Origin of the sequence: Planococcus faecalis (assembly GCF_002009235.1) — a bacterium.
GTDB lineage: Bacteria > Bacillota > Bacilli > Bacillales_A > Planococcaceae > Planococcus > Planococcus kocurii.
Genome location: NZ_CP019401.1, coordinates 148207 through 170708, shown reverse-complemented (window position 1 = coordinate 170708; position 22502 = coordinate 148207). Strand labels below are relative to the sequence as shown.

General features: G+C 45.7%; 25 protein-coding genes, 7 tRNA genes and 3 rRNA genes. 1 reads left to right on the top strand and 34 read right to left on the bottom strand.

The genetic code is table 11. The features are described from left to right. Positions 1-70 precede the first annotated feature (70 nt). Positions 71-1150, top strand: a complete 1080-nt coding sequence (locus tag AJGP001_RS00910; RefSeq protein WP_071154070.1) for a citrate synthase/methylcitrate synthase — start codon at positions 71-73, stop codon at positions 1148-1150. Between the two features lie 70 nt (positions 1151-1220). Here the strand turns inward: AJGP001_RS00910 and AJGP001_RS00905 are convergent. From AJGP001_RS00905 to rpsN, 34 genes are all read right to left on the bottom strand, one after another. Then, positions 1221-1293, bottom strand: a tRNA-Ala gene (locus AJGP001_RS00905). A gap of 31 nt (positions 1294-1324) precedes the next feature. After that, positions 1325-1397 (bottom strand) — tRNA-Lys (locus AJGP001_RS00900). Positions 1398-1407: 10 nt separating this feature from the next. Continuing rightward, positions 1408-1482, bottom strand: a tRNA-Gln gene (locus AJGP001_RS00895). A 19-nt stretch (positions 1483-1501) separates the two neighbouring features. After that, a tRNA-Tyr gene (locus tag AJGP001_RS00890) sits at positions 1502-1585 on the bottom strand. Positions 1586-1605: 20 nt separating this feature from the next. Further along, positions 1606-1681 (bottom strand) — tRNA-Val (locus AJGP001_RS00885). Between the two features lie 4 nt (positions 1682-1685). Then, a tRNA-Glu gene (locus AJGP001_RS00880) sits at positions 1686-1760 on the bottom strand. Between the two features lie 52 nt (positions 1761-1812). Then, a tRNA-Thr gene (locus AJGP001_RS00875) sits at positions 1813-1885 on the bottom strand. Positions 1886-1927: 42 nt separating this feature from the next. Continuing rightward, positions 1928-2043: ribosomal RNA gene (rrf, locus tag AJGP001_RS00870) — 5S ribosomal RNA — on the bottom strand. A 77-nt stretch (positions 2044-2120) separates the two neighbouring features. Beyond that, positions 2121-5053: ribosomal RNA gene (locus AJGP001_RS00865) — 23S ribosomal RNA — on the bottom strand. A 197-nt stretch (positions 5054-5250) separates the two neighbouring features. Then, positions 5251-6800 (bottom strand): 16S ribosomal RNA (locus AJGP001_RS00860). The 16S, 23S and 5S rRNA genes sit together here with 7 tRNA genes alongside, the layout of an rRNA operon. A gap of 508 nt (positions 6801-7308) precedes the next feature. Further along, positions 7309-7974 carry a KinB-signaling pathway activation protein gene (locus AJGP001_RS00855; protein WP_058386704.1) on the bottom strand — a complete coding sequence of 222 codons (666 nt, stop codon included), beginning with the start codon at positions 7972-7974 and terminating at the stop codon, positions 7309-7311. A 193-nt stretch (positions 7975-8167) separates the two neighbouring features. Beyond that, positions 8168-9232 carry an Mrp/NBP35 family ATP-binding protein gene (locus AJGP001_RS00850; RefSeq protein WP_058386705.1) on the bottom strand — a complete coding sequence of 355 codons (1065 nt, stop codon included), beginning with the start codon at positions 9230-9232 and terminating at the stop codon, positions 8168-8170. 176 nt (positions 9233-9408) lie between these two features. After that, entirely contained in the window at positions 9409-9843 is a 435-nt protein-coding gene (locus tag AJGP001_RS00845; protein WP_078080031.1) for a VOC family protein, read from the bottom strand. A 111-nt stretch (positions 9844-9954) separates the two neighbouring features. After that, positions 9955-10347 (bottom strand): 30S ribosomal protein S9, encoded by a 393-nt coding sequence (gene rpsI / locus AJGP001_RS00840; protein WP_058386707.1) that lies wholly within the window; start codon positions 10345-10347, stop codon positions 9955-9957. 29 nt (positions 10348-10376) lie between these two features. Continuing rightward, a complete protein-coding gene (gene rplM, locus AJGP001_RS00835) occupies positions 10377-10814 on the bottom strand; it encodes a 50S ribosomal protein L13 (protein WP_058386708.1) in 438 nt (145 codons plus the stop codon). Positions 10815-11007: 193 nt separating this feature from the next. After that, entirely contained in the window at positions 11008-11751 is a 744-nt protein-coding gene (gene truA, locus AJGP001_RS00830) for a tRNA pseudouridine(38-40) synthase TruA (protein ID WP_078080029.1), read from the bottom strand. Positions 11752-11762: 11 nt separating this feature from the next. Then, entirely contained in the window at positions 11763-12560 is a 798-nt protein-coding gene (locus AJGP001_RS00825; protein ID WP_078080027.1) for an energy-coupling factor transporter transmembrane component T family protein, read from the bottom strand. Further along, positions 12557-13429: an energy-coupling factor ABC transporter ATP-binding protein gene (locus AJGP001_RS00820; protein ID WP_071154691.1), complete on the bottom strand. Its 873-nt coding sequence runs from the start codon at positions 13427-13429 to the stop codon at positions 12557-12559. The genes AJGP001_RS00825 and AJGP001_RS00820 overlap by 4 nt, the downstream gene beginning before the upstream one ends. Continuing rightward, positions 13405-14253: an energy-coupling factor ABC transporter ATP-binding protein gene (locus AJGP001_RS00815; RefSeq protein WP_071154690.1), complete on the bottom strand. Its 849-nt coding sequence runs from the start codon at positions 14251-14253 to the stop codon at positions 13405-13407. The genes AJGP001_RS00820 and AJGP001_RS00815 overlap by 25 nt, the downstream gene beginning before the upstream one ends. Before the next feature lie 398 nt (positions 14254-14651). Further along, positions 14652-15026, bottom strand: coding sequence for a 50S ribosomal protein L17 (gene rplQ / locus AJGP001_RS00810; RefSeq protein WP_008432531.1), 375 nt, complete (start codon positions 15024-15026; stop codon positions 14652-14654). A gap of 45 nt (positions 15027-15071) precedes the next feature. Next, on the bottom strand, positions 15072-16016 hold the full coding sequence (locus AJGP001_RS00805) for a DNA-directed RNA polymerase subunit alpha (RefSeq protein ID WP_058386713.1): 945 nt from the start codon (positions 16014-16016) through the stop codon (positions 15072-15074). Positions 16017-16146: 130 nt separating this feature from the next. Continuing rightward, positions 16147-16536, bottom strand: coding sequence for a 30S ribosomal protein S11 (rpsK, locus tag AJGP001_RS00800; protein WP_006828953.1), 390 nt, complete (start codon positions 16534-16536; stop codon positions 16147-16149). Between the two features lie 25 nt (positions 16537-16561). Then, positions 16562-16927, bottom strand: coding sequence for a 30S ribosomal protein S13 (rpsM, locus tag AJGP001_RS00795; protein WP_006828952.1), 366 nt, complete (start codon positions 16925-16927; stop codon positions 16562-16564). A 23-nt stretch (positions 16928-16950) separates the two neighbouring features. Continuing rightward, a complete protein-coding gene (gene rpmJ / locus AJGP001_RS00790; protein ID WP_058386714.1) occupies positions 16951-17064 on the bottom strand; it encodes a 50S ribosomal protein L36 in 114 nt (37 codons plus the stop codon). A gap of 37 nt (positions 17065-17101) precedes the next feature. Next, positions 17102-17320, bottom strand: a complete 219-nt coding sequence (gene infA, locus AJGP001_RS00785; RefSeq protein ID WP_006828950.1) for a translation initiation factor IF-1 — start codon at positions 17318-17320, stop codon at positions 17102-17104. A gap of 398 nt (positions 17321-17718) precedes the next feature. After that, the gene (locus tag AJGP001_RS00780) at positions 17719-18372 is read right to left on the bottom strand and encodes an adenylate kinase (RefSeq protein WP_058386715.1); all 654 of its coding nucleotides are present in this window, start codon (positions 18370-18372) and stop codon (positions 17719-17721) included. A gap of 61 nt (positions 18373-18433) precedes the next feature. Continuing rightward, positions 18434-19729 carry a preprotein translocase subunit SecY gene (gene secY, locus AJGP001_RS00775; protein WP_058386716.1) on the bottom strand — a complete coding sequence of 432 codons (1296 nt, stop codon included), beginning with the start codon at positions 19727-19729 and terminating at the stop codon, positions 18434-18436. Further along, positions 19729-20169 (bottom strand): 50S ribosomal protein L15, encoded by a 441-nt coding sequence (rplO, locus tag AJGP001_RS00770; RefSeq protein ID WP_058386717.1) that lies wholly within the window; start codon positions 20167-20169, stop codon positions 19729-19731. The genes secY and rplO overlap by 1 nt, the downstream gene beginning before the upstream one ends. A gap of 33 nt (positions 20170-20202) precedes the next feature. Next, complete coding sequence (gene rpmD / locus AJGP001_RS00765; protein ID WP_071154689.1) at positions 20203-20385, bottom strand: 50S ribosomal protein L30; 183 nt, start codon at positions 20383-20385, stop codon at positions 20203-20205. A 13-nt stretch (positions 20386-20398) separates the two neighbouring features. Then, positions 20399-20899 carry a 30S ribosomal protein S5 gene (rpsE, locus tag AJGP001_RS00760; protein WP_008497444.1) on the bottom strand — a complete coding sequence of 167 codons (501 nt, stop codon included), beginning with the start codon at positions 20897-20899 and terminating at the stop codon, positions 20399-20401. A 21-nt stretch (positions 20900-20920) separates the two neighbouring features. Beyond that, on the bottom strand, positions 20921-21283 hold the full coding sequence (gene rplR, locus AJGP001_RS00755; RefSeq protein ID WP_058386719.1) for a 50S ribosomal protein L18: 363 nt from the start codon (positions 21281-21283) through the stop codon (positions 20921-20923). Positions 21284-21316: 33 nt separating this feature from the next. Further along, entirely contained in the window at positions 21317-21856 is a 540-nt protein-coding gene (gene rplF / locus AJGP001_RS00750) for a 50S ribosomal protein L6 (protein WP_071154688.1), read from the bottom strand. Positions 21857-21886: 30 nt separating this feature from the next. After that, the gene (gene rpsH, locus AJGP001_RS00745; protein ID WP_006828942.1) at positions 21887-22285 is read right to left on the bottom strand and encodes a 30S ribosomal protein S8; all 399 of its coding nucleotides are present in this window, start codon (positions 22283-22285) and stop codon (positions 21887-21889) included. 29 nt (positions 22286-22314) lie between these two features. Then, positions 22315-22500, bottom strand: a complete 186-nt coding sequence (gene rpsN / locus AJGP001_RS00740; protein ID WP_006828941.1) for a 30S ribosomal protein S14 — start codon at positions 22498-22500, stop codon at positions 22315-22317. Positions 22501-22502: the final 2 nt, after the last annotated feature.

Here is a 22502-nt window from a genome sequence, read left to right as displayed (position 1 = left end):
CTCAATTATATATCTTTAATTTTTATTATCAAATAGAGAGCGTAAACTAAAAGAAAAGGAGGAGTTTATGATGTTTCAGCCTGGATTAAAAGGTGTTGTCGCTGTTCAAACAGCGATTGCTTCTGTGGATGGAGATATAGGGGAATTACGCTACCGTGGACAATTGGTAGAGACCGTCATACGCGGTAGGTCATTCGAAGAAACTGCCTATTTTTTATGGCATGGGCAATGGCCTGACGATGTTCAATTGGAAAACCTCCAACACCAACTGCTGAGTTACCGAAAATTGCCGGCACATATTGTTGAAATGGCTCAGTTGCTGCCAAAAGAAACTTCGCTAATGGATGCTTCACGGACATTGGTATCGGCTTACACACATAGTGAATTTCAAACCTTGCCTTCTGCAGAACAAGCAGTTGCGCTAACTGCCGCACTACCGGTAATGACTGCGCTCTTTTATCGCCTTCAAAACGGGCAGCAAGCCCTTAGCCCAAGAGACGATCTTGGTCACACGGCCAATTACTTATGGATGATCACCGGACAGCCACCCACAAATGGGCAAACGCAAGCGCTCGAAACTTATTTAAAATTAACAATGGAACATGGCATGAACGCTTCGACATTCGCAGCACGCGTTACCATTTCCACTGAATCCGATCTCGTATCTGCAGTTGTCTCAGCTCTTGGTACCATGAAAGGACCGCTTCACGGAGGGGCTCCATCAGGGGTCATTGATTTACTGGATACCATTCAAACAAAAGATCGAATCAACGCCGTTATTGCAGACAAGCTAGACCGAGGTGAAAAAATCATGGGTTTTGGTCACCGTGTTTACCGAACAGAAGATCCACGGTCAATCGTCCTCCGAAAAAAATGCTTGGAACTCCAAGGAGAAGATTCGTGGCTTGATTTAGCAGTTGCTGCTGAAAGTCATATCATTAAAGGGTTGAATGCCCGTAAACCAGGACGGGCACTCTATACCAACGTCGAATTTTATGCGGCGGCAATTATGCGATCCATTGCGATGCCGACACAATTATTTACGCCAACGTTTAGCGTCGCGCGAATTATCGGCTGGACGGCACACGCACTCGAGCAGCAAGACCATAACGTGATTTTCCGTCCTCAATCCGAATACATCGGAACCTAAAAAAACCCCGTATCCAAGTTAATGGATACGGGGTTTTTACACATGGATAGTACAAATACACATGGAACAATGGAGCCTAGGGGGCTCGAACCCCTGACCTCGTCACTGCCAGCGACGCGCTCTCCCAGCTGAGCTAAGGCCCCGCGCTGAACAGGCGCAAGGATGTTACAAGAATGAGCCATGAAGGATTCGAACCTTCGACCCTCTGATTAAAAGTCAGATGCTCTACCAGCTGAGCTAATGGCTCATAGTAAAAATGGCTGGGGTACCTGGATTCGAACCAGGGCATGACGGGATCAAAACCCGTTGCCTTACCGCTTGGCTATACCCCATTCATAACTATAAGAAAACTGGTGGTGGGGGGCAGATTCGAACTGCCGAACCCGAAGGAGCGGATTTACAGTCCGCCGCGTTTAGCCACTTCGCTACCCCACCGTATGAATTTGCGAAAAAAATGGTGGAGGATGACGGGATCGAACCGCCGACCCTCTGCTTGTAAGGCAGATGCTCTCCCAGCTGAGCTAATCCTCCAAAATGGTGACCCCTACGGGATTCGAACCCGTGTTACCGCCGTGAAAGGGCGGTGTCTTAACCGCTTGACCAAGGGGCCTTGGTAAAATTGTCTAGTTAACTTCCTATTCAGAAACTCTCAAAAGAATAAAAGCTTCCAACCGGATTCGAACCGGTGACCTCTTCCTTACCATGGAAGCACTCTACCTGCTGAGCTATGGAAGCAAGGTAAAAGAATCATTAGGAATAAAAAATAAACATAGAATAGCCCAGCGACGTCCTACTCTCACAGGGGGAAACCCCCAACTACCATCGGCGCAAAAGAGCTTAACTGCCGTGTTCGGGATGGGAACGGGTGTGGCCTCTTTGCCATCATCACTGGACTATTTGGTTGAGTGTTTGTTCACTCAAAACTGGATAAACGACAGGTGAAACAAGCAAGTTTTTCGCATACAGTGTGTTGGTTAAGTCCTCGATCGATTAGTATTCGTCAGCTGCACGTATCGCTACGCTTCCACCTCGAACCTATCTACCTCATCGTCTTTGAGGGATCTTACTTGCTTGCGCAATGGGAAATCTCATCTTGAGGGGGGCTTCGTGCTTAGATGCTTTCAGCACTTATCCCGGCCACACATAGCTACCCAGCGATGCCCTTGGCAGAACAACTGGTACACCAGCGGTGTGTCCATCCCGGTCCTCTCGTACTAAGGACAGCTCCTCTCAAATTTCCTGCGCCCGCGACGGATAGGGACCGAACTGTCTCACGACGTTCTGAACCCAGCTCGCGTACCGCTTTAATGGGCGAACAGCCCAACCCTTGGGACCGACTACAGCCCCAGGATGCGATGAGCCGACATCGAGGTGCCAAACCTCCCCGTCGATGTGGACTCTTGGGGGAGATAAGCCTGTTATCCCCGGGGTAGCTTTTATCCGTTGAGCGATGGCCCTTCCATGCGGAACCACCGGATCACTAAGCCCGTCTTTCGACCCTGCTCGACCTGTACGTCTCGCAGTCAAGCTCCCTTCTGCCTTTACACTCTACGAATGATTTCCAACCATTCTGAGGGAACCTTTGGGCGCCTCCGTTACTCTTTAGGAGGCGACCGCCCCAGTCAAACTGCCCGCCTGACACTGTCTCCCAAGCCGATCAGGCTTGTGGGTTAGAATTTCAATACAACCAGGGTAGTATCCCACTGACGCCTCCTCCGAAGCTAGCGCTCCGGAATCTCAGGCTCCTACCTATCCTGTACAAGTTGCACCAAAATTCAATATCAGGCTACAGTAAAGCTCCACGGGGTCTTTCCGTCCTGTCGCGGGTAACCTGCATCTTCACAGGTACTATAATTTCACCGAGTCTCTCGTTGAGACAGTGCCCAGATCGTTACGCCTTTCGTGCGGGTCGGAACTTACCCGACAAGGAATTTCGCTACCTTAGGACCGTTATAGTTACGGCCGCCGTTTACTGGGGCTTCAATTCGCACCTTCGCTTGCGCTAAGCACTCCTCTTAACCTTCCAGCACCGGGCAGGCGTCAGCCCCTATACGTCACCTTACGGTTTTGCAGAGACCTGTGTTTTTGCTAAACAGTCGCCTGGGCCTATTCACTGCGGCTCTCTCGGGCTATTCACCCTACCAGAGCACCCCTTCTCCCGAAGTTACGGGGTCATTTTGCCGAGTTCCTTAACGAGAGTTCACTCGCTCACCTTAGAATTCTCTTCTCGCCTACCTGTGTCGGTTTGCGGTACGGGCACCTCCCGCCTCGCTAGAGGCTTTTCTTGGCAGTGTGAAATCAGGGACTCAAGGGTAAACCCTCTTGCCGTCACAGCTCAACGTATCAGAAATGGGATTTGCCTCATTTCACGCCTCACTGCTTGGACGTGCACAACCAACGGCACGCTCTCCTTATCCTTCTGCGTCCCCCCATTGCTCAAACGGCGGGGAGGTGGTACAGGAATATCAACCTGTTGTCCATCGTCTACGCCTATCGGCCTCGACTTAGGTCCCGACTAACCCTGAGCGGACGAGCCTTCCTCAGGAAACCTTAGGCATTCGGTGGACGGGATTCTCACCCGTCTTTCGTTACTCATACCGGCATTCTCACTTCTAAGCGCTCCACCAGTCCTTCCGGTCTGACTTCAACGCCCTTAGAACGCTCTCCTACCACGGATCTCTAACGAGATCCATCCACAGCTTCGGTAATCCGTTTAGCCCCGGTACATTTTCGGCGCAGTGTCACTCGACCAGTGAGCTATTACGCACTCTTTAAATGATGGCTGCTTCTAAGCCAACATCCTGGTTGTCTAAGCAACGCCACATCCTTTTCCACTTAACGGATATTTGGGGACCTTAGCTGGTGGTCTGGGCTGTTTCCCTCTTGACTACGGATCTTATCACTCGCAGTCTGACTCCCAAGCATAAATCACTGGCATTCGGAGTTTGTCTGAATTCGGTAACCCGGGATGGGCCCCTAGTCCAAACAGTGCTCTACCTCCAGGATTCTCAATCTTGAGGCTAGCCCTAAAGCTATTTCGGAGAGAACCAGCTATCTCCAGGTTCGATTGGAATTTCTCCGCTACCCACACCTCATCCCCGCACTTTTCAACGTGCGTGGGTTCGGGCCTCCAGTAAGTGTTACCTTACCTTCACCCTGGACATGGGTAGATCACCTGGTTTCGGGTCTACAACTGCATACTCTGTCGCCCTATTCAGACTCGCTTTCGCTGCGGCTCCGCCTTCTCAGCTTAACCTTGCATGCAATCGTAACTCGCCGGTTCATTCTACAAAAGGCACGCCATCACCCATTAACGGGCTTTGACTACTTGTAGGCACACGGTTTCAGGATCTATTTCACTCCCCTTCCGGGGTGCTTTTCACCTTTCCCTCACGGTACTGGTTCACTATCGGTCACTAGGAAGTATTTAGCCTTGGGAGATGGTCCTCCCAGATTCCGACGGAATTTCACGTGTTCCGCCGTACTCAGGATCCACTCTGGAGGGATAGGGTTTTCGGCTACGGGGCTGTTACCCGCTGCGGCGGACCGTTCCAGGTCGCTTCGCCTAATCCTATCTTTTGTAACTCCGTATAGAGTGTCCTACAACCCCAAGAGGCAAGCCTCTTGGTTTGGGCTGATCCCGTTTCGCTCGCCGCTACTCAGGGAATCGCATTTGCTTTCTCTTCCTCCAGGTACTTAGATGTTTCAGTTCCCTGGGTCTGCCTTCTCATGTGCTATAGATTCACACATGGATACTACCCGATTAAAGGCAGTGGGTTCCCCCATTCGGAAATCTCCGGATCACAGCTCACTTACAGCTCCCCGAAGCATATCGGTGTTAGTGCCGTCCTTCTTCGGCTCCTAGTGCCAAGGCATCCACCGTGCGCCCTTTCTAACTTAACCACTGGTTAATTAAAAAGTTGTGACGAAATCGTCACGCGTACTTGAATTACTTGCTTTGTTTCAATGTCGTTTTATCCAGTTTTCAAAGAACAAGGTTGAAAGTCACAAAAAAAGGCGTTGCCGCCTGAAGGTGAACCTTCAAAACTGAACGCAAAACGTCAACCCCGAGACAAGCTCGGTTCCGAATTTATCCTTAGAAAGGAGGTGATCCAGCCGCACCTTCCGATACGGCTACCTTGTTACGACTTCACCCCAATCATCTGTCCCACCTTCGGCGGCTGGCTCCACAAGGGTTACCTCACCGACTTCGGGTGTTACAAACTCTCGTGGTGTGACGGGCGGTGTGTACAAGGCCCGGGAACGTATTCACCGTGGCATGCTGATCCACGATTACTAGCGATTCCGGCTTCATGCAGGCGAGTTGCAGCCTGCAATCCGAACTGAGAACGGTTTTCTGGGATTGGCTTGCCCTCGCGGGGTTGCAGCCCTTTGTACCGTCCATTGTAGCACGTGTGTAGCCCAGGTCATAAGGGGCATGATGATTTGACGTCATCCCCACCTTCCTCCGGTTTGTCACCGGCAGTCACCTTAGAGTGCCCAACTGAATGCTGGCAACTAAGATCAAGGGTTGCGCTCGTTGCGGGACTTAACCCAACATCTCACGACACGAGCTGACGACAACCATGCACCACCTGTCACCACTGTCCCCGAAGGGAAAAGTGTATCTCTACACCGGTCAGTGGGATGTCAAGACCTGGTAAGGTTCTTCGCGTTGCTTCGAATTAAACCACATGCTCCACCGCTTGTGCGGGCCCCCGTCAATTCCTTTGAGTTTCAGCCTTGCGGCCGTACTCCCCAGGCGGAGTGCTTAATGCGTTAGCTGCAGCACTAAGGGGCGGAAACCCCCTAACACTTAGCACTCATCGTTTACGGCGTGGACTACCAGGGTATCTAATCCTGTTTGCTCCCCACGCTTTCGCGCCTCAGCGTCAGTTACAGACCAGAAAGTCGCCTTCGCCACTGGTGTTCCTCCACATCTCTACGCATTTCACCGCTACACATGGAATTCCACTTTCCTCTTCTGCACTCAAGTTCCCCAGTTTCCAATGACCCTCCACGGTTGAGCCGTGGGCTTTCACATCGGACTTAAAGAACCGCCTGCGCGCGCTTTACGCCCAATAATTCCGGACAACGCTTGCCACCTACGTATTACCGCGGCTGCTGGCACGTAGTTAGCCGTGGCTTTCTGGTGAGGTACCGTCAAGGTACCAGTAGTTACTTGGTACTTGTTCTTCCCTCACAACAGAGTTTTACGATCCGAAAACCTTCGTCACTCACGCGGCGTTGCTCCGTCAGACTTTCGTCCATTGCGGAAGATTCCCTACTGCTGCCTCCCGTAGGAGTCTGGGCCGTGTCTCAGTCCCAGTGTGGCCGATCACCCTCTCAGGTCGGCTACGCATCGTCGCCTTGGTAGGCCATTACCCCACCAACTAGCTAATGCGCCGCGGGCCCATCCTGCAGTGACAGCCGAAACCGTCTTTCCGTGCAGCCTCAGGAGAGGCCGCAAACTATTCGGTATTAGCACCGGTTTCCCGGAGTTATCCCGATCTGCAGGGCAGGTTGCCCACGTGTTACTCACCCGTCCGCCGCTAAACAATGGGAGCAAGCTCCCAAAGTTCCGCTCGACTTGCATGTATTAGGCACGCCGCCAGCGTTCGTCCTGAGCCAGGATCAAACTCTCCATTATAGAGTAGTGTTGATTGCTCAATACTGCTGGCGTATCGCCGTCCGAAGACGCACGATTCGCTTTGATCTGCGTGATGCTGATCAGTAAGTTGTCGTCACGAACACCGAGAAGGAAAACAACTTTGCTCTGATTGCCATAAGGCAACCTTCGCAAAAGCCGTTCTCGCACCGAAGTGCTCGTGACGTCTTTCGTTGACGTTTTGCTGTTCAGTTTTCAAAGTTCAAGTTGTTGTGTTTGGTTGCCGCCGTTTTGTTTGTGTTGTTCGTTGTTGCTTGGCGACTTTTATTATATTAAAGCATGATTACATTTCTGTCAACACTTTCGCAAAAGTTTTTCTTAAAACCCTGTTTTCCCTTCTGTATTCTCTCTTTAAAAAATCGAAAAAGTACCTAGCTCCCTTACAGCCATCTATATTCGCTCATCGTGCAATTGATTTTATTAAAACAAAAAATCATTTAGCCACTTTATTGAAACAAGCGGTTAAATGATTTTTCTTACAAAACAATGCTTACGCTTTTGCTTTTCTTGCAGCACGTCGTTCTTCTAATTTCTGGCGATCAATATCTGATTGTGCGTTGTATTTTGGCAACACCAATAACTGATACGCATTTACTGCTAAGAATGGGAACAGCAATAAAGTAACCCAGCTGTCGATATTCCCTTCTTCTACCATCAACGCCGGCAGCCATTCAACCGTCGTAATAACAATCATGAAGAACAATGCAGAAATAAATGTTTCTTTATTGGTCCATTTTGCTTTCACATATGCCGTAACCACTCCGGTAACGATCAAGATTGTTAATAAGATTCCATATAACCAAACCTGTTCAGTCGTTTCTGCGTTTGGCGCAAAGCGGAATAAAATCAAATCTGTAACGACTACGACGATAATCAAAAGTTGAATCCAATTCCACAAACGCAATGTACGAAATATGTTCATCCCAATCTGATGCACCGTCAAGTAAGCAAAGAAACACAATTGGCTAATAATGCTCATCGTTAAGCCAATAATAACGAGCCAGACAAATCCTGCCAAGAATTCGCCCCAGTGTCCTGCATGAAACGGTTGTGAAAATATATCATCCCAGCGAACGAATAAACCGAGTACGCCGGTTACCGCTCCACCAATTAATAAAGCTTTCAAGAAAAACTTAACCCAATTTCGTATTGTCAATTGAATGCCTCCGTTATTTAAAGTTCTTTTACGATTGTACCAACCGGCTATTAAAAAATCCATTCACTGTAGACGATAGATTGTGAACAAAGCTTGAAAGTCGAATCTTTGTTACTGAATCGCCATATCCTCCTGAGGATTGCACAAAATAAAAGCCCGGAAACCGATTATGGCTTCCGGACTGCTCACTATCTTATTTTTTGTCAGCAAATTGTTTAAGTACTTGCTGCGCAATGTCTTCGTAGATTTTCCCTGTCGGATGATCCGCCAAGTAAACAGACGGTGCAAAGTCAGCTTCGTTCCAGTCAGGCTGACCCAGTGGAATTTGTCCAAGTAGCGGCGCTTGCAACTCTTCTGCAAGTTTCGGTCCGCCACCTTGTCCGAAAAGAAATTCTTTCTTGCCCGTTTCTTGGCTTTCAAACCATGACATGTTTTCAATAACACCCAACACCTCGTGATTGGTTTGAAGCGCCATCGCTCCAGCACGTGCCGCAACAAACGCTGCAGTCGGGTGTGGTGTGGTGATAACAATTTCTTTAGATGCCGGTAGCATTTGGTGAATGTCGAGTGCAACGTCCCCTGTACCTGGTGGCAAGTCCAATAGAAGGTAATCCAAATCTCCCCATTCTACATCGCGGAAAAATTGATCAAGTACTTTGCCGAGCATCGGGCCACGCCAAACGACTGGCATATTGTCTTCTACGAAAAAGCCCATCGAAATTACTTTTACGCCGAAGCGCTCTACTGGAATGATTGTTTGACCACGAACGACTGGCGATTTATCAATGCCCATCATGTCTGGCACACTAAAACCGTAGATATCTGCATCGATTAAGCCCACTTTTTTGCCTAGACGCGCTAATGCAATTGCTAAGTTAACAGATACCGTCGATTTACCAACTCCACCTTTACCGCTGGCAATTGAAATAAATTCAACTTTGTTCAATGGAGATAACAAATCCTGCGCTTCTGATTCATCAGCTGTGCCACGGAATTTCGCTAAAGCTTCTGTTGAGAGCTCTTCAAAACGAATTCCGACAGAACCCGCTCCCGCTCCTTTTAATACATCGACAACTTTCATCTGTAACTGCATTTGTTCAGGTGTATTTGTTTTAGCAATTGCCAATTTGACACTGACGTGTTTTTTCTCTTCCTTAATCGTTACAGACGTAATGCCATCTGTTTCAGTTAACGATCTATGTAAAAACGGATCTTCTAACGCTCCGAGTAATTCGCGTACTTGTACTTCAGTTAACATATCGATACACTCCCTATCAATTTTGCTCACCATAAAGTATAGCACAGCAAATCTTATTTTTAATCTATTCGGTCTTATAAGAAAAATGAAAAAAGCCACTGCGCTCCGGTGGCTATGAGAGCTCGGGCGAAGTGGCGTTTCTTCAACAGAATAACTGGCGTGGCCAAGAGCCCAACTTACGAATCAATTTCCAGCATATCGTTTTCATCGAACGTAAAGTCCGGACCCCATGCTACTTCCCAGTAATAGCCGTCGGGATCGGTGAAGTAACCTGAATAACCTCCCCAGAAAACTTCTTTCGGTTCTTTGATGATCCTTCCTCCAGCCGCTTCCGCAAGAGCCATCACTCTATCCACTTCTTCTTTAGACTTTGCGTTATAGGCCAGCGTAATGCCTGAAAATCCACTGCCACTTGGCGGGTTCTTTTCATCGATATCTTTCGCCAAGTCCTCCAATGGATACAACTCCAGTTTCGTACCAGCCGAATTGAAAAACACGATTTCAGGATTGTCCCCTTTTTCCGTCGTTTTAAAGCCGAGGCCATCTCTGTAAAACTTTACGGATGTTCCCATGTCTTTCACACCCAGGCAAATTAAATTGATCCGGTTCATTTCGGCACCCCTCCCATTTCCTTCTATTTTACCTGTTCGAACCTCCATTTGAACATAAAAAAAGCACTTCCCGAATTTCTTCGGAAAGTGCTTTGTAAACGAAAATCGAAATTAACGTTTTGAGAACTGAGGTGCACGACGTGCTGATTTAAGACCTGGTTTCTTACGTTCTTTCATACGTGGGTCACGTGTTAACAACCCAGCAGATTTCAACGCAGGACGGAATGCAGGGTCTACAGTTAGTAGAGCGCGTGCGATACCGTGACGGATTGCTCCGGCTTGGCCTGTGAATCCACCGCCGTTTACGTTTACTAGGATGTCGTAGCTTCCTAGAGTATCCGTAGCAACTAGTGGCTGTTTGATAATTTGTTGTAGTGTTTCATAAGGAACGTAGTCCGCTACGTCACGTTTGTTGATTGTAATTGTGCCGTCACCCGGTACTAAACGTACGCGAGCTGTTGAGTTTTTACGACGACCTGTCCCAATATATTGAACTTGTGCCAAAGGTGTATCCTCCTCTAATTTACTAATTATTAACCGCGTAGTTGATAGATTTCTGGTTGTTGTGCTTGGTGGTTATGTTCAGGGCCAGCATAGACATGCAGCTTTCTAAACGTTTGACGACCTAAAGAGTTTTTTGGAAGCATCCCTTTAATAGCCAATTCAAGCATTCTTGTTGGGTATTTTGTGCGCATTTCAAGTGCAGTACGTTGTTTAAGTCCACCCGTGTATTGTGTGTGACGGTAATAGATCTTGTCTGCAAGTTTGTTACCTGTAAGGTGAATTTTTTCAGCGTTGATAATGATCACGTGATCACCAGTGTCAACGTTTGGTGTAAACGTTGGTTTATATTTTCCACGTAAGATTGAAGCGACTTCAGAAGCTAAACGTCCAAGAGTTTGCCCTTCTGCATCGACAACTAACCATTTACGCTCTACTTCGTGACCCTTAGCCATGAATGTTGTACGCATGTATATTGTCCTCCTAATATATCGTCTCTTTTAAGTTCTTTTACAGTGTTCCGCTGTTCCGTTTTTTCGTTATCCCTTAACACAAATAACCTTCCGGGGCATATCGTGGGGGTAATGAAAATACCATACATCATGTTATAACGAAAGTGCTAAAAAGTCAAGGGGTTTTCTAAAAACACCAGGAAAAGTTGCTTCAGCTCTCGTACATCACGCTTTCCAAGTAAAGCCCATGTGCTGCCGCTGTTTTTCCAGCGGCGTCCCGGTCCGTTGCAGCCACAATTCGACTAAGTTCGTCAGCTGCTCTTTTACCGGTACCGACTTCCGTTAAGGTCCCTGCAATAATGCGAACCATATTGTATAAAAAGCCAGATCCTTCAATAATCATATGCAATTCGTCACCATGTTCTTCAAACTCCAGACGTCGAACTGTTCGCACTTTATCGACTACTGCGGTATTCGCCGCACAAAAACTGGAGAAATCGTAAGTGCCAATCAACGCCTGTGCCGCTATGGTCATTGCTTCTACATCGAGTGGTTGCTTGATGTGAACCATCAAATTGCGCGTGAACGGACTGATGATTTGACTGCGATTCCATTTATAACGATAAGTTTTACCTGTCGTATGATAACGCGCATGAAAAGACGCATCGACTTCTTCAATCGCGTTCACGCGGATGTCTTCTGGCAATAGCACATTCAAAGCCTTTATCCAACCCGTCATCGGGATGGAAAACGCTGTATCAAAATGAATGACTTGTCCGGTAGCATGGACTTTGGCATCTGTCCGTCCGCTTGCCACGACTTGCACAACTTTTCCTTTATGAATGGTTTTTAACACGTTCATTAATTCGAGCTGGACCGTGCGTTTGTCTGGCTGCACTTGATAACCTGCAAATCCAGAACCATCATACGCAATGGTCGCTTTTAATCGTTTCATAATTTCTCTCCTTATACCCGGAAATACCAAAGCATTCCCGCGAGCCCCGCTAGCACAAGCAGGCTCAAGCTATCGATAGAACGCCAATTGAGTTGGCGATAGCGCGTTCTGCCTTCGCCCCCGCGGTAGCCACGAACTTCCATCGCTGTAGCCAAGTCCTCTGCCCGTTTAAAGGCACTGACGAACAGCGGAATCAGCAAGGGCACAACCGCCTTAATGCGCTCTTTAATCGGCCCTGAGCCAATGTCAGAACCTCTGGCCATTTGCGCCTTGAGAATCTTCCCAGTCTCGTCCATAAGCGTCGGGATAAACCGCAACGAAATCGACATCATCAACGCCAGTTCATGGACCGGCAACTTGATTCGTTTAAATGGACCAAGCAGTACTTCAATCCCGTCTGTAATAGAAATCGGTGAAGTCGTCAAGGTTAAAATACTAGTAATAAACACCAGTACTAAAAAGCGAATCGAAATGAATATCCCCTGCCGCAAACCTTCTTCATAAATTTCAATAAAACCAAAATCCACTAATATATCACCTTCACGCGTAAAGAAAATATGCAATAAAAAAGTGAATACCAACAATATAAAGACCGGTTTCAATCCATTTATCAAGAAATACAAACGAATTTTGGATAAAAATACTACCAGCAAAGTAAATCCTAGCAAAATCCCATAAGTCACTGCGCTATTCGCAATAAACACGATGGCAATAAACACAAAAACAAATGAAATTTTCGCCCGTGGATCCATTCGGTGAATAACAGAATCACCAGGAATAAATCGACCAAAAATCATTTTCTCCATCATTCGGAATCACGTCCTTCCGATAATGCGGATGCAATGTTTTGAGCTAACGCTTCTTCTGTCAATGAAACAACACCCAGTTGAATTCCTGTTTTGGCTTCAAATTTTCGTTGCAACCGAATGGTACGCGGTGGTTCCAAACGGTAATCTCTCAGTTGCTCTTCATTTGAAAAGATTGCTGTTGGCTCTCCTGTGACCACACAGCGACCATTGTGCATAATCGCCACATTATCTGCGTAACGCGCCGCATCTTCCATGCTGTGCGTCACCAGCACCGTTGTTAGTCCTTTTTCAATATGCAAACGGTAAAACAAGTCCATAATCTCACGGCGACCACGTGGGTCAAGGCCTGCTGTCGGTTCATCTAACACCAATACATCTGGTTCCATCGCCAACACGCCAGCGATAGCCACGCGACGCATTTGCCCACCGGACAAGTCAAACGGCGATTTTGTCAAAACTTCTGCAGGCAATCCAAGCTGTTCGACTAATTCATGCGCCCGGCGGCTCGCTTCTTCTTCTGACACACCATAATTTAAAGGTCCGAACATAATATCCTTTAAGACCGTCTCATCAAACAGTTGTTGCTCAGGAAACTGAAAGACAATCCCCACTTGTCGCCGAACATCACGCAAATTCTTTGCTTTTACACCAGCTTCGATTTTACGGTCACCAATCGTAACGGACCCTTCAGTTGGTTTTAAGAGCGCATTGAGATGTTGAAGAACAGTTGATTTGCCAGACCCAGTATGGCCAATAATAGCCGTATAGGAACCAGAAGGAATATGCAGCGATACATCCGTCAGTGCTCTCTTTTCAAAGGGCGTATCTTTCGCGTAACTATATCCTACTTCCTGGAGTAAAATGTCCATAACTCATCCACCAATTCTTCTTCTGTCATATGTTCTCCTTGCAACGCCACACCCGCTTCTCGCAACAAATGCGTCATGCGCATCGAAAACGGCAAATCTAAACCCAAAGTTGTTAATTCATTACCCGAAAGGAACACGGATTCTGGTATTCCTTCTAACTGCTTATGGCCTGCGTTCATTACAAGAATACGATCAGCAAGTGCTGCTTCTTCCAGGTCGTGCGTAATGGATATTACCGTCAAACCTGTTGCTTCCCGAAGTTCACGAATGGTTTCAATCACTTCCATACGCCCTTGCGGATCGAGCATCGAAGTTGCTTCATCCAAAATCAATAAACGTGGACGGAGCGCCAGTGCACCCGCAATTGCCACACGCTGTTTTTGGCCACCCGACAAATGATGAGGTTCATGATCAAGATAATCGTCCATCTTCACTTGGTGCAAAGCTTCTTTGACACGAACCACCATTTCTTTATGTGGCACACCGTTGTTCTCCAGTGCAAAAGCAACATCATCTTGAACCGTTGCCCCGACAAACTGATTATCTGGGTTTTGAAAAACCATGCCCATTTGGGAACGGATGTCCCACAAACTTTCCTCAGCCATCAATTTGCCCATGGCTGATACTTGACCGGTTTGCGGAAATAATAAGCCGTTCATCAATTTAGCAATTGTCGATTTTCCAGAGCCATTGTGACCCACTAAGGCAATCCACTCCCCATCTTGAATGGAGAATGACAAATCTGCTACAGCGGGTTTTACCGACTCGTCTTCTTGCGTATATGTAAATGTCACATTTTCGAATGACAAGATAGTCGAATTCATCTCAGCTGACCTCCTCTAACACTTGCTTAACTCTTCTCTACTCTACTGGTTTTTATGCGCGTTTGTAAAACCTAAAATAAATAAAAAAAGCGCGCACCTCATTCAGAGAAATGCGCTTTTCTGTCTCTATGGCTTCCCCGGTTGCTTAAGCCAGGGTTGAATGAGGTGCGTAGAGCTAGACGAGACGCCGCCTTTCGGCTCGCTCATCATAACACTCAGCTTTTCATATTGTCGTATAAATCATAATGCTAAAAGAAGAGGGCTATTGACCCCCTTCAAGTAAATCAATTATGCCTCCGCATAATTGCGTCCGGATTTTGAATTGCGCTAGCGCAATTAATTCCTTTCAAAATCCGTGACATCCGCCGGAGGCTTTAATTTGAATCAATAGATTCAAATTAAACCAATTCGATAATAACGATAGGTGCGCCATCTCCGCGACGAGGCCCCATTTTCATAATACGAGTGTAACCGCCTTGACGGTCAGCGTAACGTGGTGCAACGTCATCAAACAATTTCTGCAATGCATAAGTTGTCGTTTCGTTGCCTTCAGCGTCTGCAGTTGTAACCAACTCACGGCGCATCCATGCTGCTGCTTTACGGCGAGCGTGAAGATCTCCACGTTTACCAAGCGTAATCATTTTTTCTACAGTCGAACGCACTTCTTTCGCACGAGCTTCAGTCGTTTGAATGCGTTCATGTACGATTAAGTCTGTTGTAAGGTCACGTAATAGTGCTTTACGTTGAGAACTTGTACGTTGAAGCTTTCTCATTGAAGTTTCCCTCCTTTGTTGAATAGTTCGGATCCGATCTTAATCTCAGTCTTCTTTACGAAGTCCAAGACCTAAATCTTCCAACTTCACTTTAACTTCTTCAAGTGATTTGCGTCCGAGGTTGCGTACTTTCATCATGTCGTCTTCCGACTTGCTTGCCAGTTCGTGTACCGTGTTGATACCCGCACGCTTTAAGCAGTTGTAAGATCGAACCGAAAGATCAAGTTCTTCGATAGTCATCTCTAATACTTTTTCTTTTTGGTCTTCTTCTTTTTCAACCATGATTTCAGCCGTTTGTGCCTCATCTGTTAATCCTACGAAGATATTTAAATGCTCAGTAAAAATTTTAGCTCCAAGCGCAATTGCCTCTTTTGGACCAATGCTGCCATCTGTCCAAACATCAAGAGATAATTTATCGAAATGAGCCAGTTGGCCCACACGAGTATTTTCCACTTGGAAGTTAACGCGTGAAACTGGAGTGTAAATAGAGTCAATCGGGATAACACCAATCGGAAGATCTTCACGTTTGTTCTGATCTGCACGAGCGTATCCACGGCCTCTGTTCGCATACATACGCATACGTAGATGACCATTTTTAGCGATTGTTGCAATATATAGATCCGGATTCAGAATTTCCACGTCACTATCGTGCGTGATATCTGCAGCCGTAACCGTTCCGTCACCTTTTATATCAATTTCAATGACTTTTTCTTCGTCAGAGTAAATTTTCAAAGCCAGCTTCTTAATATTCAAAATGATTGTTGCTACATCTTCTTCTACACCTTCGACAGTGGAGAATTCATGCAGTACGCCATCAATTTGAATTGAAGTAACAGCTGCGCCAGGTAAAGATGAAAGTAAGATTCGACGTAAGGAGTTTCCTAAAGTGGTTCCATATCCACGCTCAAGAGGTTCAATAACAAATTTTCCGAATTTGGAATTGTTATCGATCTCAACCGTTTCAATCTTTGGTTTTTCTATTTCGAGCATTCAGTTTACCCTCCTTCAAAACGTCGGTTTTTTTTCGTGTCATCAAGAATTCGATAGTCACAGACTTTCGCTACGATTCAGAACCCATCCAGTAAGTCGTGATGTTCAAAAATCCTATTCAGATTAACGATTATACGCGACGGCGTTTTGGCGGACGGCAACCGTTATGAGGTACTGGAGTTACATCTTTAATCGCTGTAACTTCTAGTCCGGCAGCTTGAAGCGCACGGATAGCAGCTTCACGACCTGAACCAGGACCTTTAACTGTAACTTCTAAAGTTTTAAGACCGTGTTCGATTGATGTTTTAGCAGCAGTTTCAGCAGCCATTTGCGCAGCGAAAGGAGTAGATTTACGTGAACCTCTAAATCCTAGAGCCCCTGCACTTGACCATGAAACAGCGTTACCCTGCATATCAGTGATAGTAACGATTGTGTTATTAAATGTTGAGCGGATGTGAGCAATACCAGATTCGATATTCTTTTTCACACGACGCTTACGAGTTTGTTGTTTACGTGCCATGTTAAGAAGAAACCTCCTTTACTGATTATTTTTTCTTGTTAGCTACAGTTTTACGAGGACCTTTACGCGTACGCGCATTGTTCTTCGTATTTTGACCGCGAACAGGTAGTCCACGACGATGGCGAATCCCTCGGAAGCTAGCAATTTCCATCAAGCGTTTGATGTTCATTGAAACTTCACGGCGAAGGTCACCTTCGATTTTGTATTGATCTAATTGTTCACGGATATTGTTCAACTCGTCTTCTGTAAGATCACGAACGCGTGTCTCTTCAGAGATACCAGCAGCAGAAAGAACTTTCTGTGCAGTTGTTTTACCAACACCGAAAATATATGTTAATGAAATAACAACGCGTTTGTCGCGCGGAATGTCAACACCAGCAATACGTGCCATGTGTGCGATGCACCTCCTTCAAATTAGCCTTGTCTTTGTTTGTGTTTCGGATTTTCACAGATTACCATTACTTTACCGCTTCTGCGAATAACTTTACATTTTTCACAGATCGGTTTTACAGATGGTCTCACTTTCATCTAACCCAACCTCCTTAGTGGTCCGGAGTGCAAAAGATTATTTAAAACGGTATGTGATACGACCGCGTGTTAAATCATAAGGAGAAAGTTCTACTGTCACTTTATCTCCTGGCAGAATGCGGATAAAATGCATGCGAATCTTGCCAGATACGTGCGCGAGAATCGTGTGACCGTTTTCCAATTCTACTTTAAACATCGCGTTAGGCAAAGTCTCAACGACAGTTCCTTCGATTTCAATTACATCGTCTTTCGCCATCGACCCAGTCTCCCTTCTGTATACAAATCAGGTTCTCATCTTCAAACAGTATTTGCTGATTGAATAGTGTAGTACATTCATTCACGAGAAATGCATGAGTGACATTCGAAGATATTCTCCGAGCCCCGCAGTCTAGCGGGCCGGGGTTAATCCGGCAAAGCCAGTCTGTCTCATGTATCCTCGACTGCCCGGACTGCCTTGGATGAGTTCCAAACCCGTTACACAGATGCTTCCACGAAACTCATTATACTAGCATCGGTGCATAATTGCACTAAAGTGCATTTGCACCAATGATTGTATCCTGAGCCTTGTTTGCTTTTGCAGCTCTCGAAAATTCATATCTCCGGTGCCCCTTTAAAGCCACATGGAGGCAACTAACTGCGCCCGGCGCCGGGGATTTAGCCTCGGTCGCCCTTTAGAAGAGCATCAATGTCAGCAAATACTTTTTTGATGTCCTGCTGTCCATCTATATTTTGCAGCACGTTTTTGCTTTCATAGAAATCAAGAAGCGGCTGTGTTTGTTGCATATTTACTTCTAGACGCTTCGTGACGGTTTCAGGCTTATCATCTTCACGCTGATAGAGTTCTCCGCCATCTTTGTCGCACACGCCAGCTTTAGCCGGTGGGTTAAACACAGTATGGTAAGCAGTTCCACAAACTTTACAGATCCATCGGCCTGTTAAACGTGCAATCAATTCGTCTTGTTCGACTTGAATATTTACGACATGCTCGATTCGCTTATCAAGATCGGCCAGAAGAGATTCCAACGCTTCAGCTTGAGGGACAGTACGTGGAAAGCCATCTAATAAGAAGCCTTCTTCACAATCCTTCGCACTTAGTCGTTCTCGGACAATGCCGATTGTCACTTCATCAGGCACTAGAGCACCTTGATCCATGAATGATTTAGCTTTCAAGCCCAGTTCCGTTCCACCTTTTATAGCAGCACGGAACATGTCACCTGTAGAAATATGAGGGATGTCGTACTTCTTAACAATTTCGTCTGCTTGAGTACCTTTTCCGGCACCCGGTAGACCCATTAATACGATATTCATACGTTGTCCCCCTCAAACAATTGGACAAGAGACGCTTTCACGTCTCTTTATATCCTACTGATTATTTCATAAAGCCTTTATAATGACGTTTCACAAGTTGAGATTCTAATTGCTTCATCGTCTCTAGCGCTACCCCTACAACAATCAAAAGACTTGTTCCGCCGATTTGCGCCGATTGCGGTAAATTCGCAATGTTAATGAAGAAAATCGGTAGAACAGCAATAACTGCTAAGAAAATGGCACCAACGAATGTCAATCGGTATAACACACTTGTTAAGTAATCTTGCGTATTTTTACCCGGACGGATTCCCGGAATGTATGCACCCTGTTTTTTCAAGTTATCCGAAACGTTCTCAGGATTAACCTGAATGAAAGCGTAGAAATACGTAAATGCTACGATCAAAGCGACATAAATGATCATGCCGACCGGACGCGTATAATCAAACGTACTCTGAATCGCTTCTGTAAACGCATTGGCACCAAAGAAAGAAGCAATGGTTTGTGGCGTAATAATAAACGCTACTGCAAAGATTACCGGGATAACTCCGGCCGCGTTTACTTTCAAAGGTAAATGCGTTTGCTGCCCACTTGTTGTTTGACCACGGCCAGCAACTCGTTTTGCATACTGAATCGGTATTTTACGCAACGCTTGTTGAACGTAAATAACCAAAACCGTAATGGCAACAACAGCTAATGCAAGCAATGCCATAATGGCAATATTGATCGGAAGCTGATCTCCAGCTCCTTGGATCTGCTGTGCATATAGTTGATTAATAGCACCTGGTACTGCAGCGACAATCCCTGCGAAGATGATAATCGAAATACCGTTCCCCACACCTTTTGCCGTAATCTGCTCACCAAGCCACAGTAGAAACGCCGTACCAGCAGTCAAAACAATAGCGATGACAACGTAAGTTGAAATCGTGTCATTCTGGATTAAAGAACCGCCGTACATTTGGTTAAATCCGTAAGACATACCGATTGCTTGAATAAAGGCAAGAACGATTGTGAAGTAGCGAGTGAATTGAGCAAGTTTCCGTCTTCCGACTTCCCCTTGTTTCGCCCACTCTGCAAATTTCGGTACAACATCCATCTGCAATAATTGCACGATGATTGATGCTGTAATGTATGGCATAATTCCCATCGCTAAAATCGAAAAGTTAGCAAGGGCACCTCCACCGAAAGTATTTAAGAATCCAACCAGACCCATCTGGTCAGTAGCTTGCAAAACTGAAGCATCAACATTCGGTACTGGAACAAAAGTTCCAATACGGAAAATGATGAGCATCAATAATGTAAAGAATATTTTATTTCGAATATCAGTCACGCGCATAAAATTAGAGATTGTCTGAAACATTAAACCACCTCGGTTTGTCCGCCAGCAGCTTCAATCGCTTTTTTAGCTGATCCAGAGAATTTGTGAGCTTTTACTGTCAATTTCTTTTCTAAGCTACCATTGCCCAGAATTTTGATTCCAGAACGTTCATTGCTCACAACACCTGTTTCAATCAACAATGCAGGTGTTACTTCTGTGCCTTCGTCGAAACGGTTTAGCACTTCAATATTTACAACTGCATAGTCTTTACGGTTAATGTTGGTAAATCCACGTTTTGGCAAACGACGGAATAATGGGTTTTGACCACCCTCAAATCCAGGACGAACACCGCCGCCTGAACGTGCGTTTTGACCTTTATGACCTTTACCTGCTGTTTTACCAGTACCTGAACCGATACCGCGTCCGATGCGCTTTCTTGAGCTGCGTGAACCTTCTGCCGGTTTTAATTCATGAAGTTTCATTTAGTTGGCACCTCCTTCTATAGAAATCCGTAATTAAACTTCTTTAATCGTTACTAAGTGAGCGACTTTAACGAGCATTCCGCGAATGGCTGCATTATCTTGGTGCTCAACAGTTTGATGCATTTTGCGCAATCCCAATGATTGAACAGTTTTACGTTGTGTCGGTTTAGTACCGATCACAGATTTTGTGAGGGTAATTTCCAATTTAGTTGCCATGTGATTTTCCCTCCTATCCTAACAGTTCTTCTATTGATTTGCCGCGAAGTTTTGCAACTTGGTCAGCACTTTTCAATTGAGTTAAACCGTTAATAGTTGCACGTACCATGTTGATTGGTGTGCTTGAACCTAGAGATTTAGATAAAATATCTTGTACTCCAGCTAATTCAAGTACCGCACGAACAGGTCCGCCAGCAATTACACCAGTACCCGGAGAAGCAGGTTTAATAAGAATTTGGCCTGCACCAAAACGACCGATTACTAAGTGTGGAGTTGTACCCTTAACCATTGGTACTTCGATTAGGTTTTTCTTCGCATCTTCAATAGCTTTGCGGATAGCATCTGGAACTTCTTGAGCTTTACCAGTACCAAAACCAACATTACCATTTTTGTCGCCTACAACAACTAATGCAGAGAAACGGAAACGACGTCCACCTTTTACAACTTTCGCTACGCGGTTAATCGTAACTACGCGTTCTTCAAGTTCAAGTTTGTTTGGATCAATACGACGCATGAAATGTGTCCCTCCTTCTTTTTAAAATTGTAAACCATTTTCACGTGCAGCTTCTGCTAATGCTTTTACACGTCCATGATATAAATAACCACCGCGGTCGAAAACAACTGATTTTAAGCCATTTTCAGTAGCGCGTTTTGCGATTGTTTCGCCGACTTTAGTTGCTGCTTCCACGTTGCCAGTAGATTCTACTGAGAAATCTTTCTCCATAGATGATGCACTTGCAAGTGTAACGCCATTCATATCGTCGATCAATTGAGCGTAGATGTATTTATTTGAACGGAATACGTTTAAACGTGGGCGTTGTGCTGTACCCGTAATTTTAGAACGTACGCGAGCATGACGTTTTTTACGAGATGCGTTTTTGTCGAGTTTCGTAATCACTGAGGTCACTCCTTTCAGCCTGCCTAAGCAGCATTATTTACCTGTTTTACCTTCTTTGCGGCGAACGACTTCTCCTTCGTAACGGATCCCTTTGCCTTTATATGGCTCTGGTGGACGTACTTGGCGAATGTTCGAAGCAAGAGCTCCAACACGTTCTTTATCAATACCTTTTACAATAACTTTTGTGTTTGCTGGAACTTCAACTGATACTCCGTTTTCCGGTGTGAATTCAACCGGGTGAGAGTAACCTACGTTAAGAACCAATTTTTCACCTTGTAATTGAGCACGGTAACCAACACCTACTAGTTCTAGTGTGCGTTGGAATCCTTCTGAAACTCCAGTAACCATGTTTGCAAGCAAAGCACGAGTTGTACCGTGGTTTGTGCGGTGATCTTTAGAATCCGAAGGACGTGTCAATGTTAGCACGTTATCTTCAAGAGCGATTGTAATATCTTTGTGGAATTCGCGAGTTAACTCGCCTTTAGGTCCTTTAACAGTTACAGCATTCTTGTCTCCAAGAGTGATTGTAACGTCAGCAGGAACCTCGATTGGTTTTTTACCTACACGTGACATTCTTTTGCACCTCCATTCGTTTGTTGCTTATTACCAAACGTATGCTATGATTTCTCCGCCGATTTGTTTCGCGCGGGCTTCTTTATCAGTTACTAAACCTTGTGATGTTGAGACTAAAGCGATTCCAAGACCGTTTAGTACACGTGGCACCTCATTAGTTTTTGCATAAACACGTAGTCCTGGTTTTGAAATGCGTTTCAATCCAGTAATAACGCGCTCATTGTTAGCTCCGTATTTAAGGAAAATTCGGATCATGCCTTGTTTATCATCTTCAACGTATTCTACGTCACGAACGAAACCTTCACGCTTAAGGATTTCAGCGATGTCTTTTTTCACATTAGAAGCTGGAAGCTCTAATTTCTCGTGACGAACCATGTTTGCGTTACGAATGCGTGTCAGCATATCTGCAATCGGATCTGTCATTGTCATTACTTTTACCTCCTTCCCAAATTAGGGGATTACCAGCTGGCTTTTTTGACGCCAGGAATTTGTCCCACATATGCAAGTTCACGGAAACAAATACGGCAAAGTTTAAATTTGCGTAATACTGAATGCGGACGTCCGCATCGTTCACAGCGTGTGTACTCTTGTACTTTAAACTTTGGCGTGCGTTTTTGTTTTGCGATCATAGATTTTTTAGCCACGT

What these genes read in the sequence shown, in the direction of transcription:
- AJGP001_RS00845 (WP_078080031.1), bottom strand. Translation starts at nt 9,843, where the DNA reads ATGAACCGGATCAATTTAATTTGCCTGGGTGTGAAAGACATGGGAACA.
- AJGP001_RS00820 (WP_071154691.1), bottom strand. Translation starts at nt 13,429, where the DNA reads ATGGACATTTTACTCCAGGAAGTAGGATATAGTTACGCGAAAGATACG.
- rplF (WP_071154688.1), bottom strand. Translation starts at nt 21,856, where the DNA reads ATGTCACGTGTAGGTAAAAAACCAATCGAGGTTCCTGCTGACGTTACA.
- rplM (WP_058386708.1), bottom strand. Translation starts at nt 10,814, where the DNA reads ATGCGTACAACATTCATGGCTAAGGGTCACGAAGTAGAGCGTAAATGG.
- rpsK (WP_006828953.1), bottom strand. Translation starts at nt 16,536, where the DNA reads ATGGCACGTAAACAACAAACTCGTAAGCGTCGTGTGAAAAAGAATATC.
- secY (WP_058386716.1), bottom strand. Translation starts at nt 19,729, where the DNA reads ATGTTTCAGACAATCTCTAATTTTATGCGCGTGACTGATATTCGAAAT.
- AJGP001_RS00850 (WP_058386705.1), bottom strand. Translation starts at nt 9,232, where the DNA reads ATGTTAACTGAAGTACAAGTACGCGAATTACTCGGAGCGTTAGAAGAT.
- AJGP001_RS00825 (WP_078080027.1), bottom strand. Translation starts at nt 12,560, where the DNA reads ATGATGGAGAAAATGATTTTTGGTCGATTTATTCCTGGTGATTCTGTT.
- AJGP001_RS00780 (WP_058386715.1), bottom strand. Translation starts at nt 18,372, where the DNA reads ATGAATATCGTATTAATGGGTCTACCGGGTGCCGGAAAAGGTACTCAA.
- AJGP001_RS00805 (WP_058386713.1), bottom strand. Translation starts at nt 16,016, where the DNA reads ATGCTCGAAATAGAAAAACCAAAGATTGAAACGGTTGAGATCGATAAC.
- AJGP001_RS00910 (WP_071154070.1), top strand. Translation starts at nt 71, where the DNA reads ATGTTTCAGCCTGGATTAAAAGGTGTTGTCGCTGTTCAAACAGCGATT.
- rpmJ (WP_058386714.1), bottom strand. Translation starts at nt 17,064, where the DNA reads ATGAAAGTGAGACCATCTGTAAAACCGATCTGTGAAAAATGTAAAGTT.
- rpsE (WP_008497444.1), bottom strand. Translation starts at nt 20,899, where the DNA reads ATGCGTCGTATTGATCCAAACAAACTTGAACTTGAAGAACGCGTAGTT.
- truA (WP_078080029.1), bottom strand. Translation starts at nt 11,751, where the DNA reads ATGAAACGATTAAAAGCGACCATTGCGTATGATGGTTCTGGATTTGCA.
- infA (WP_006828950.1), bottom strand. Translation starts at nt 17,320, where the DNA reads ATGGCGAAAGACGATGTAATTGAAATCGAAGGAACTGTCGTTGAGACT.
- rpsH (WP_006828942.1), bottom strand. Translation starts at nt 22,285, where the DNA reads ATGACAATGACAGATCCGATTGCAGATATGCTGACACGCATTCGTAAC.
- rpsM (WP_006828952.1), bottom strand. Translation starts at nt 16,927, where the DNA reads ATGGCACGTATTGCTGGTGTTGACATTCCGCGCGACAAACGCGTTGTT.
- rplQ (WP_008432531.1), bottom strand. Translation starts at nt 15,026, where the DNA reads ATGAGAAAGCTTCAACGTACAAGTTCTCAACGTAAAGCACTATTACGT.
- AJGP001_RS00815 (WP_071154690.1), bottom strand. Translation starts at nt 14,253, where the DNA reads ATGAATTCGACTATCTTGTCATTCGAAAATGTGACATTTACATATACG.
- rplO (WP_058386717.1), bottom strand. Translation starts at nt 20,169, where the DNA reads ATGAAACTTCATGAATTAAAACCGGCAGAAGGTTCACGCAGCTCAAGA.
- rpmD (WP_071154689.1), bottom strand. Translation starts at nt 20,385, where the DNA reads ATGGCAACTAAATTGGAAATTACCCTCACAAAATCTGTGATCGGTACT.